7 protein-coding genes are annotated in these 10967 nt (G+C 58.3%); 3 read left to right on the top strand and 4 right to left on the bottom strand.

What is annotated here, in order from left to right; genetic code table 11:
• The coding region (locus ABX749_RS08665; protein WP_372895630.1) for an amidohydrolase family protein at positions 1 to 3308 on the bottom strand (3308 nt) is incomplete at its 3' end.
• A gap of 465 nt (positions 3309 to 3773) precedes the next feature.
• On the opposite strand from ABX749_RS08665, the gene ABX749_RS08660 reads away from it, so the two are divergent.
• The 3 genes from ABX749_RS08660 (at position 3774) to ABX749_RS08650 (ending at position 7543) form a co-directional block, all read left to right on the top strand.
• A complete protein-coding gene (locus ABX749_RS08660) occupies positions 3774 to 4679 on the top strand; it encodes a DUF1571 domain-containing protein (protein ID WP_145218637.1) in 906 nt (301 codons plus the stop codon).
• Positions 4680 to 4732: 53 nt separating this feature from the next.
• Positions 4733 to 5635 carry an SDR family oxidoreductase gene (locus ABX749_RS08655; RefSeq protein ID WP_372895629.1) on the top strand — a complete coding sequence of 301 codons (903 nt, stop codon included), beginning with the start codon at positions 4733 to 4735 and terminating at the stop codon, positions 5633 to 5635.
• A gap of 195 nt (positions 5636 to 5830) precedes the next feature.
• Complete coding sequence (locus ABX749_RS08650) at positions 5831 to 7543, top strand: arylsulfatase (RefSeq protein ID WP_372895628.1); 1713 nt, start codon at positions 5831 to 5833, stop codon at positions 7541 to 7543.
• Between the two features lie 134 nt (positions 7544 to 7677).
• Here ABX749_RS08650 and ABX749_RS08645 read toward each other — a convergent pair whose 3' ends face one another.
• The 3 genes from ABX749_RS08645 to ABX749_RS08635 form a co-directional block, all read right to left on the bottom strand.
• Positions 7678 to 8598, bottom strand: a complete 921-nt coding sequence (locus ABX749_RS08645; RefSeq protein WP_372895627.1) for an RNA polymerase sigma factor — start codon at positions 8596 to 8598, stop codon at positions 7678 to 7680.
• Positions 8599 to 8607: 9 nt separating this feature from the next.
• Positions 8608 to 9927: a hypothetical protein gene (locus ABX749_RS08640; RefSeq protein WP_372895626.1), complete on the bottom strand. Its 1320-nt coding sequence runs from the start codon at positions 9925 to 9927 to the stop codon at positions 8608 to 8610.
• On the bottom strand, positions 9924 to 10967 hold a 1044-nt coding region (locus tag ABX749_RS08635; protein WP_372895625.1), incomplete at its 5' end, for a hypothetical protein. The genes ABX749_RS08640 and ABX749_RS08635, both read right to left, overlap by 4 nt.

The raw sequence follows: 10967 nt of genomic DNA, 5'->3' as shown, positions 1-10967 counted from the left end.
ATCCGATCGGCTTCGAACAGGTTGCCGTTGGCGATCACGAATTGGATCTTTTCCGAGTCACGAATCTGCTTGGTCGGATCGGCGCCCCGGCGGATCACGATCAGGTCCGCCAACTTGCCTGCTTCGATCGATCCCAGATCGTCATCCAGCCCCAAGTACTTCGCTCCGTTGATCGTTCCACAAGTGAGCGCCTGCATGGGAGTCATTCCTCCCTGCACAAAACTCCACATTTCCCAGTGCGTGCAGATTCCCGGAAGCTGACCATGACCACCGGTTTGAACCAGCCCGCCCTGCTCGACCACTTGCCTGGCGATTTCGGCGACCTTGATGTGGTTGTAATCTTCCAACGGTGATTTTTCGCGGCGGCGGGCGCGGGGGTTCAAGATGTGGGGCGGGATGAACGTTTTCAACCGCGTGTGCAACCACAGGTCGTCGATCTCGTACCAATAACGCTCGCCCGAGAGCCCCCCGTAGGCGACGTTCAACGTCGGCGTGTATCCCACGCCGGTGCCTCGCCATAGATCCATCACGTCGTCATAAGCCGTTTGCACCGGCAAGGTGTGTTCGATCCCGGTGTGTCCATCGACGATCATCGTCATGTTGTGCATGAACGTCGAACCGCCTTCGGGGACGACCAACATGTCCAGCTTTCGAGCGGCCGCCAAGACTTGCTGTCGTTGATCGCGTCGTGGTTGGTTGTAGCTTTTCACACTGAACGCTCCGACGGCCTTCATCCGTTTGAGATGAAACTCGGCGTCGGCCAGGGATTCGATTTCGGCTTTGTAGGAGCCCGTCGCACCGTACAGAATCTTGCCGGTCGAAAACGTTCGTGGGGCATGGATCACGCCCGCCTTGGTCATTTCGCTGGCCGCGAAAATACTGTGCGTGTCGTTGCTGGGGTCATGGATTGTGGTGACGCCGAACGCCAGACGGGCGTAATCGATCCAGTTCTGTTGAGGCGTGATCCCGTCGGTCGCTTGGGCTCCGTGGGCGTGCGTGTCGATCAAACCCGGCAACACGATTTGGCCCTTGAGATTCGTTTTGATCGCATCGTCCGGCAACTCGACTTCCTCGCGACTTCCCACGGCAACGATTCGATTGCCGCGGATCAAGACGACGCCGTCTTCGATCACACCAGCCGGGCCCATCGTGACGATCTTTCCGCCGACCAGCGCACGGGTTTCATCGGGTTGGGCGTGGGGGTGGGTGAAGCCGATGTGGACGTTCTGGACAGCCGGCGGGGAGGTGTTTTCGGTTTCCTTTGCCTGGGCTTCTGCATCCGTATCCGCCTGCTCTGCTTCCGCCTGATCCGCTTCCGCCTGATCCGTTGGAGCATCGTCCGGTTCAACACCGGCGGTTGCCAACTTGACCATCGCTTGAGAAACGTCGCAGGTGAACAGTTCAGGTCCGAGGGACCAGTGCAATGCCGAACCGTCACCGGAAAAATGCACAAAGTCGCCGGCTTGTTCGCTGACTTTGGCAATCGGCAACCCCTTGCCGCCGGGACCGACTTTGATTGCCGACGGGGCGTGAACAAAGGGAGTGACATAGACATGAAACCGCTCGATCAGCGCCAGCGACTTGCCGTCCGGCGAGATCTGCATCTCGGTCGCCCAGTCACTGGTGTAGTGATCGCGGGCGTGTTGGCCGGAAAGGTCGACCGAATACAGGGTGACGTTGTCGGATTCTTTTCCGCCGCTGCGTCGCGTCAAGAAAACTCGATCGCCCGAGGCGGCGAACTGTGGATCGCTGCCCGATTGGGTGATCTGCTCTGCCACTCCGTCACGCCAATTGATTTGGTAAATCCCTTGTTCACGTGACCATAGCGCTGACCGCAGGTGGCCGCCGCCGCGGCGTTCAAACACCACCCGTTTTCCATCGGGCGAAAACGTCGGATTGGTGTAGTGCCCCGGTTGATCGGTCACGATCCAGTTTTCGTCGGCCGCCGGATCGGTCGATGCGATTCGAATCGTTCCGAGATCACGATCGTTCCATGTGGTGTAAACGATGTAGTTGCCGTCGCGGGAGAAACATGGTGCAAATTCAAAGTGCCGGGATTGTTCGGTTAAACGAACGGGTTCACCGTCGGGCAAGGATTTGACGTAGATGTATCCGAGTGCTTGATAGGCGACGCGGTCACCGCTCGGCGACACACAGACGTCGCGCAACATCTTGACATCGAAATCGTCTTCGGCGACCGGCGTCTTGTGGCGAACAACGGTCTTGACGGTTCGCTTGTCGCGGATGCGGAATGGGATGATTTCGGAATCGCCGCTTTCCAGATCGATCCGGCGAATTTTCCCTTTCGCCCAAATCACGATGGATCGCCCGTCGGGGGTGAAATCAAACGCGCTGTAGACGCCGTGGATCGCCCACGATTCTTGCATGTCACGTTCCAGGTTGTCATCGACCAATCGAATTGCGCCCGATTCCAAATCGAACAAATGCAATCCGGTCTTCGCCCCGACACGGCGAACGAATGCCAGTGTTTTTCCATCCGGCGACGGTGTCGGGCGGCAGGCTCCGCCGGGGCCGCGGATCAGGGTTTCCGTCGTGCCCTCGATCAAGTCCAACCGCTTGATCGCGTAAATGCCCTGGTGCGAATTCTTGTCGTATTCAAAGGTGTCGCCCGGCGTCACGTCTTGGCTGTAATACAGGTAGCGTCCGTCGGGTGAAAAAACCTGCTCGTTGACATCCTTTTGGTCGTTGGGTCGCTTGGTCAGTTGCACGCCCGCGGTCGCCCCGCTGGCAACGGCGTCGCGGTGGTACATCCAAAACTCGCCGGCACCGAGCGACCGCCGGCTGGTGAAGTGTTTGCGACCGACCAGATACTGACCGTCGGGCGACCAGACGGGATTGCAAACCAGACGATACGTTTCGCTGGTCACCTGGGTCGGCGAGGATCCATCGAGAGGGAGGATCCAGAGGTTGTCGCCGCCTTTCTTGTTTTTGCCGGTGCGGTCGCTGGTCATCGCGATCTGGCTGCCGTCCGGGCTAAAGCGTGGCTGCATTTCCCAAGCGACGGTGTTGGTCAAATTCTTGGGAAACTGCTTGCCCGTCGCTTCGGTCCCGTCAGCCCCCGTGATCGGCATCAGGTACAGGTCGCCGAGCAGATCAAAGACCACCTGCGTTCCGTCGGGACTGACATCCAGGTTCATCCAAGTTCCCGTGTCGCAGTCGATCGCCTGTTGGCGACTCGGGGCGGGGTAGTCCTCAATGGCCCATTCTTGCGACGTGTCCGGGTCGGCGGCGACGGCGGGGAGTGTCACGACGACGAACCAAAACGCGAGCGAGCGAGGGAGCAGCATCTTAAAGCGGGGGAGCATGGTGCAATGAAAGTTCAAGGGGCGGGTGGCGGGACGGCAGGGCGACGCTGGACGCGAACGAGTGCTGCCGACGGACGATAGTGTAGCTGGAGCCCCGTTGTCTTGAAGGATCGCCCGTTGCAATGGCTCGCTGTTCCGCATCTCGGTGCGATACGGGTTCTCGGTGCGCGACAAGTTCTCGGTGCGCGACGGGCACGCCAGTTGCATAGGCGACGATCCGATGGGGGGCAATCGTCGCCTGAATGATCTCGGCAATTCGTTTCCCGTTTCGTTTCCTTCCCAAAGCATTGCAGATCCCGATTCGCCAAGCGTACGTAGAACATCTGGAGGCTGCGTCGTTGACGCGAAATCAACCAGCTTGGCCGATCAACTGCAGCCAACTCGCTTGTGGTGTGGGAATGCGAATCAAGACCTACAACGCAATTTGAACAACTGGAGCACTGAATCATGAGACCGAATCCTTTCACGCACGTGTTGCCCCCGGTCGCACTGTTGGCGCTGACAATCTCCCCGTTGGTTGCCGAAGACACTCCGCCGCAACCGTCAACCCTTTTGGTCCGCTCCAACACCATCAGTTCCCATCAGCCGCGTGTCGGGATCGAAAAGGCTGCCGCCCGCCAGTCCGATTCGTTGAACCCGCTACGTGCGATCTTGATTCAGGGACAAGAAAGCTTGGAACGCTGTCGTCGCGACATTCAAGATTACACCTGCACGTTGATCGCCCAGGAACGGATCGACGGACAGCTTCAAAGCGTCAAGTGTTGCCAAGCCAAAGTCAAACATCACGATGAACCGGGCGCGGACGGCAATGGCTCGGTCAGCATTTACCTCAAGTACAAAGCACCCGAATCAATCAAAGGCAGAGAGGTGCTTTGGGTCGCCGGTCAAAACGACGGCAAGATGCTTGTCCGCAAAGGCGGGTCGCGGTTGGCGTTTATCACCGCACTGATTGAACCGACCAGCGAGATGGCGACGCAAAATAGTCGGTACACGATTCACGATTTCGGAATCCAGCGTCTGGTCGAACGGATGATTGAGTTCGGCAGCATCGAATTGGCCGGCGGCGAGTGCCAGACCAACGTGGTCGAAGATGTCGACGTCGATGGACGTCCTTGCAGACTCTTCGAAGTCATCCACCCCGAGCGGCGCGACGATTTGCCGTTTCATTGCGCCAGAGTCTACATCGACAAAGAACTGCAATTGCCGACTCGGTTCGAAGCCTACGATTGGCCCAGCGAAGACGACGATCAACCCGTCTTGATCGAACGCTATGCCTACTGTGATCTACAACTGAACGTCGGTTTGACTCCGGAAGATTTCGACAAGGACAACTCCGAGTATCAATTCCGATAGTCAATCAGCCATTCCAATTTCACCCTGCGAACAAGGAACCACAGGCAACCACAATGGCAACCAACGTCGACGAGCGGATCCAGTTGGTCGATCCGCGACCAATGTATGCGCAACCGCCGTTTGATCAGCAGTCAAAATTTGATGTCCCCGGATCGACGGCCCAGATGTCGCCCCAGCCGGATCACGGAGAACAGTCCTACCGAGGATCGGGAAAACTGCGTGGCCTCTCGGCGCTGATTACCGGCGGTGATAGCGGCATCGGGCGTGCCGTTGCGATTTGTTACGCCCGCGAAGGCGCGAACGTCGCGATCAATTACCTTTGCGAAAACGATGATGCCGAGCAAACGGCCGAGTTGGTGCAGCAGGCCGGCGTCCGCGCCGAATTGATCCGAGGCGATTTGCGCGATGAATCCTTTTGCGCGGATTTGATCGAGCAGTCGGTCAGCAAGTTTGGCGGACTGGATCTTCTGGTCAACAACGCGGCTTACCAACAGACACGGGATGAAATCGATGACTTTTCAACCGAAGTGTTCGACCGCGTTTTCAAGACGAATGTGTACGGGACGTTCTGGTTGTCGCGGGCGGCGATGAAACATCTGCCACCGGGAGGAAGCATCATCAACACGGTATCGATTCAAAGCTTCCAGCCAGCCGGTTATCTGCTGCCATACGCCGCAAGTAAATCGGCGCTCGCGGGCATGACCAAGGCGATGGCAGAGCTGGCCATCAAAGAGGGCGTGCGCGTCAACGCGGTCGCTCCCGGCCCCGTCTGGACGCCATTGATTCCCAGCACGATGCCTGCGGAAAAAATGGAAAAGTTCGGCGGCAACACGCTGTTGAATCGTCCCGCCCAACCGATCGAGCTCGCGCCACTGTATGTTTGGTTGGCCAGTCCAGAGGCGAGCTACGTCACCGGAGAGATCTTTGGTTGCACCGGAGGCCGCACACCGCTGTGATGAAGCTGGGATTTGACTTGCGGGTTGGGAGAGAAGAAACTGTCGGCGGGACCGTGTTCGGTTCCTTGCCGCCAGAGACACCCGCATTGAGACCAAATCGGATTCGACATGATTCAATTCCTTGCTTCGAAGCGGGCCGGTTGCCGCCAGTCATTCTCGCGTCCTTTGCGAAACAGAACCACTGCTCTGGCTTGGATGGCAGTTGTCGCTCTGTTGACGCAAACCCTGTCTCTGTCCATTGCAAACGCGGAGTCTGCCACTCGCCCGAATATCCTTTACATCATGTCCGATGACATGGGCTATTCGGATATCGGATGTTACGGCAGCGAGATCGAGACGCCGAATTTGAACGCGCTCGCCGAACACGGCCTGCGGTACACACAGTTCTACAACACGGCGCGGTGCTGCCCCACGCGGGCAAGTCTGCTGACGGGGTTGTATCCGCATCAGGCAGGGATCGGTCACATGATGAATGATCGCGGCTACGACGGATACCGCGGCGATCTGAATCGAAACTGTGTCACTTTGGCCGAAGCTCTCAAGCCGGCCGGTTACCGGACCTACCTGTCGGGAAAGTGGCACGTCACCAAAATGATCCGACCGGAAAACGAGGCGGACAAGCACAACTGGCCTCGCCAACGCGGGTTCGATCGCTTTTACGGCACCATCCACGGCGCCGGCAGCTTCTTTGATCCCAACACGTTGACCCGCGACAACCAATACATCTCGCCCGCGGCCGATCCCGAATACGGACCGGAGGAACAAACCAACGGTACGTTCTACTACACCGATGCGATCGCCGATCACGCCGTTCGTTTTATCAACGAGCATCATTTCGAAACCGGCGATCAACCCTTTTTCATGTACGTCAGCTTTACCGCCGCCCACTGGCCGATGCATGCCTTGGAAAAGGACATCGAAAAGTACAAGGGGAAATACGATGCCGGGTACGACGCCATCCGCGCGGCGCGGTACCAAAAAATGATCGAGCTTGGCGTCATCGATCCGAAGGCGACGACGAATTTCCCCGTCCCCGAAGGTGCCAAAGAAACTGAGTTCTGGGAGTGGGACAAACGCAACATGGAAGTCTACGCTGCGATGGTCGACAACATGGACCAGGGCATCGGACGGATCATCGAAGCGCTCCGTGATACCGGCGAGTTTGAAAACACATTGATCTGTTTCTTCCAAGACAACGGCGGCTGCGCCGAAGGCTACGGCCGGGGCGGCAACGGCAAACAACGCAGCGAAACGGCACCCCTGCCCGAATTGCCCGACGATTATCTGCAGCCCGACATGCAACCCAAACAAACCCGCGACGGATTCCCGGTCCGGACCGGCAAGGGCGTGATGGCGGGACCGGCCGACACCTACATCGGCTACGGACGCGCCTGGGCGACCGTCTCCAACACACCGTTTCGAGAATACAAACACTGGACCCACGAAGGAGGCATCTCGACGCCGTTGATCGTCCACTGGCCGGAAAAGGTCACCCGTCATGGCGAACTGGAACACACGCCCGGGCACCTGGTCGATTTAATGGCGACCGCCGTCGACGTCTCCGGTGCAGAGTATCCGACCGTTTTCCACGGCGGTCGCAAGATCAAGCCGATGGAAGGCAAGAGTCTGGTGCCGACGTTTGAAGGGAAACCCATCGAGCGCGAAGCGATCTACTGGGAACACGAAGGCAATCGTGCGATTCGCGTCGGTGATCACAAATTGGTCGCCAAGGGTGCCAAGGGAAAATGGGAACTGTACAACATCGCGAACGATCGCAGTGAGCAGCACAACCTTGCCGACGAGCAACCCGAGCGCGTCGAACAGTTGGCGGCGATGTGGCAGGCCTACGCCCAGCGGGCCGACGTGTTGCCACTGAATCCAAACAAAAACGCCAAGAAGAAGCATTAGATTGTCGCGTCCGGAGGATGATCCGGGCACGCTGTGGGTCCGGAATGGGTAGGAAGGTTTTGGAGGGAGGAAGATTTTGGAGAAGTCCACGATCAAGGCCAATCCAATTTTCCTACCTCCAAAATTTTCTTACCCTAGATCTCGCTCTCGCCCGACCGGCCCAGCGACGCACTGAAAAAGCCGATCGTCGATTCGAACAGTCGCTCGCGGGCGGCATCTTGATCATCCCGTGACGTATCCGGATTGAGTTCGTCCAGGTTGGCGCGGCAAAAACCGCACCCCAGAGTTCGGACGTGAAAATCGACGTATTCCGCCCACGGCGGTGGCAGAATGCCGAGCGTGAATTTGCCCAACGTACTTCGCTTGGGGCAACTCGGTCGCTGCGATTCCCAGACGCGACTCAATAGATCACTGGCCAATGTCATGTCGTTTCCCCAGTCGGCCAATGGCTCGGTCGATTGACTCACATCGTCTCGCAGCCGCCCGATCAAGCGTCGTTTGACCACGGCAATTTCGTTTTCGCTGCTGTTCATCACCGCGGCCAATTCCCGATTGCGTCGCCGCGCGAAGAACAACCCTTCGGCGATCTGCAGTTCTTTGAATCGCTCGCCCGATTGAAGGAATTGCGCCAGACGACGCACCGCGCCGGCCAGCGCACGGATGGCCCGTTCGTCTTGCTCGTCGCGGCGGACGTACCAACTGACGCCCGGTTCGGTTGACACCGCGTCCGAGACGACATCACTCGCATCGGACCCGATGAAGTCACACACCGGCACCTCTCGATGGATGCCGCTGCGACGGTAATGGTCGATGATGCGATAACGCAGAATCTGAAACAGAAACGATTCCAATTCACCGTCGGCACGATAGTTTTCCTGCGACGACAAAAACGAGACAAACGTCTCTTGGACCAGATCCTCTGCGGTGGCCACCGATCCAACGCGTTTGACTGCGAACGCGATCAACCGTCGCTGGAAACGATCAACGAACTGCCGCCATCCCTCTTGATCACCGGACTGGACTAATTGCAAGAGATGCCCGTCAGCTTCGTTCATTTTTTGACTTTACGCGATCATCAACGCGGCGAGCAGAAAGCCCATGACCAAGACGCCGGCCAATCCTAACACGAGCTGGCTGCGATAATAGCCTTGGGTGACCCAATTGAGCGCAAGGCACAGCAAGATGGTCACAACGACCAGAACCATCATCCCAACGGCTTGCGTCAGCTGCTCTCTCCAGGATCGTTGAAAGGATTCTTCGACGGTCATGCGTGCCACACTGACTTGTTCCTGACCGGGGACTTCGACCAAAACGGCCTCCCGCCAAACGTCACCGTAGGAACGCGAAAGCCGCTGAGCGAATCGATCGATGACATGCCGCTCGTCGATGATCGCATACGGCTTGCCGCGAAAATGGATCGCGGCCTGGCGAACCGCATCGGTCAACGCCTGTTTGCGGGCTTGCCCCTCGGAAGACTGAAGTTCGCCGGAGTAGCCGACGACAAAATTGCGTTGCGGATACATCGAAACGAACTGATCCAACGATTCGACCCAAGGCTTTTCGGTGACAAAGGCTTGAAACGACGTTTGCCGCTGGGCGGATTGAATGGTGCAGGTCAACAATCCGTTCTCGATAACTTGTTGACGATCCCAAGTCGCCGGTTGCGAACTCGCCGCCGAGACGATCAGTTGAACCGAAAGCTGATTCTCGATGGGTTCCGCCGGCACACTGCCGACCGACCGGACGGCGACGCCGGGAAACAGCTTGCTCAGCTGTTCGGTGATCTGAGGGACCAGAGACTCGGCGCTCGAGCCCGACGCGCTGACGACAATGGATTCGGGATCGATCACGCCGTCGTTCTCGTCGCGCTGGAGCACTTGCTTTTCTGCGAGTTTTTCTCGCAGTCCAGCAGTCAGCGGCCTGATCGCGGCGGAGTAACTGGGATACACGTTCGCCGTGAACGCTTCGGTGTCAGTCGTTCGCCATTGCCCCGGCGATGGTTCACTGGTGGCCGGTTCCCCGGCCAACTCGACGATCGGCGGCGGCACAGGTCGCTCGGGGGCGGACGCAACGGCGGCAGGAGCCGGTGCCTGGGCCGCGGTGGGAGCAGCCACCTCAAACGATTGTGGCGACGGCACGGACTCCGCCACGCCGGTCACCGTCGAGTGACTGCTGCGGGGCGGCTCATGGCTCGATTCCATCCGCAGGGTAAACGTGGCGACCAGGAAGAGCATTGGCACCACCAACAGCAAAAACAGTCCGGCCAAGATCGATCCGACGCGACCGGCGGTCGACTTCGCGTTGACGGCAAACACGATCGTCAGGATCAAGACTGCGAGGTACAAGCCGGCAATGATAAACAGGGCAAAGGTCGCAATCGTCATGAGACTCGCTCGGCGGTTGGTGGTGTGGAGGCTGTGGATTGATCCAAGGAATGCACGCGTGGTGCCGTCCCGTTGGCCGAGACGTCTGTCCCGGTCGTCTCATGTCGGTTCAGCGGAAACGGGTCCGGGGGCATCCATACCGCCGTCAATTGAACCGTGATCGCGGCCGTCATCGTTGCCGCCATCGATAAGATGACGTAGTCCAGAACGGCAGAATGCATCCCCAGCGCCCAACCACTCATTCCGGCAACCACACCACTGATCGCACCCGCGATCAAGGTTCGCGAGATGGTCACGCGTTGGGCTCGATGTGGGTCACAAAAGCAACGCCAATCGATCAGCATCGTTGCCGCCAGCGCACCGAGCCAGCAGCCGACATACACGTCGTATTGTGGGAAATTATTGAGAAAGTTGGCGATGAAAAAGTAGGCCACCAGCCAAATTCCGATCAACCAGGTTCGCGAGACCAGCGCTGTAGAAATGCCGGGATCTTGAGGCACGACCAGGATAAGCGTGACAGCTAACGCCATCGAAATCAGCCAAATCCCGAGTGTCATCAGTACGGCGGTCGATCCCTCGAAAAGCCCAGAGCAATACTCCGTGGCTGCGAAGGCCACCATCATCAAAATAGCTGTTGATCCGATGGACAGCCCCACCCGGGCCAAGTAACGAACGTCGGCCATCCGTTGCAGTCGCCCCGCAAGTACTTCGTCGCGATTTGATTTATCGGCCGGCGTTTCTGATTCGGTGGTATCGCTGACGGCGTGTCTCGCACCGACGGTGTCGGCCAAATCTTCGACTCCGATCGATTCAATTTGCGACGGCCTCCGGCGTGATGTCGATGCCGGTTTCCGTCCCACCAGCGACAGACTGGCGGGAATGGAATCATCCGTCACGTTCTTCGTTTCGCAGCCCAGTGCGGTGGCCATCTCCCGGGCCGACTGAAATCGTTTTGCCGGATCTCGGTCCATGGCTTTTCGCACAACACCGGCAAACGGTTCTGGCAATTCACTGACGTCGACTTCGCCCTTGAGATGTTT

The sequence above is a fragment of the Stieleria sp. genome, from assembly GCF_041595215.1.
Taxonomy (GTDB): domain Bacteria; phylum Planctomycetota; class Planctomycetia; order Pirellulales; family Pirellulaceae; genus Stieleria; species Stieleria magnilauensis.
The sequence above is the reverse complement of the archived record's forward strand: the minus strand, read 5'-3'. Positions and strand labels throughout refer to the sequence as shown.

What these genes read in the sequence shown, in the direction of transcription:
- ABX749_RS08660 (WP_145218637.1), top strand. Translation starts at nt 3,774, where the DNA reads ATGAGACCGAATCCTTTCACGCACGTGTTGCCCCCGGTCGCACTGTTG.
- ABX749_RS08655 (WP_372895629.1), top strand. Translation starts at nt 4,733, where the DNA reads ATGGCAACCAACGTCGACGAGCGGATCCAGTTGGTCGATCCGCGACCA.
- ABX749_RS08650 (WP_372895628.1), top strand. Translation starts at nt 5,831, where the DNA reads ATGGCAGTTGTCGCTCTGTTGACGCAAACCCTGTCTCTGTCCATTGCA.
- ABX749_RS08645 (WP_372895627.1), bottom strand. Translation starts at nt 8,598, where the DNA reads ATGAACGAAGCTGACGGGCATCTCTTGCAATTAGTCCAGTCCGGTGAT.
- ABX749_RS08640 (WP_372895626.1), bottom strand. Translation starts at nt 9,927, where the DNA reads ATGACGATTGCGACCTTTGCCCTGTTTATCATTGCCGGCTTGTACCTC.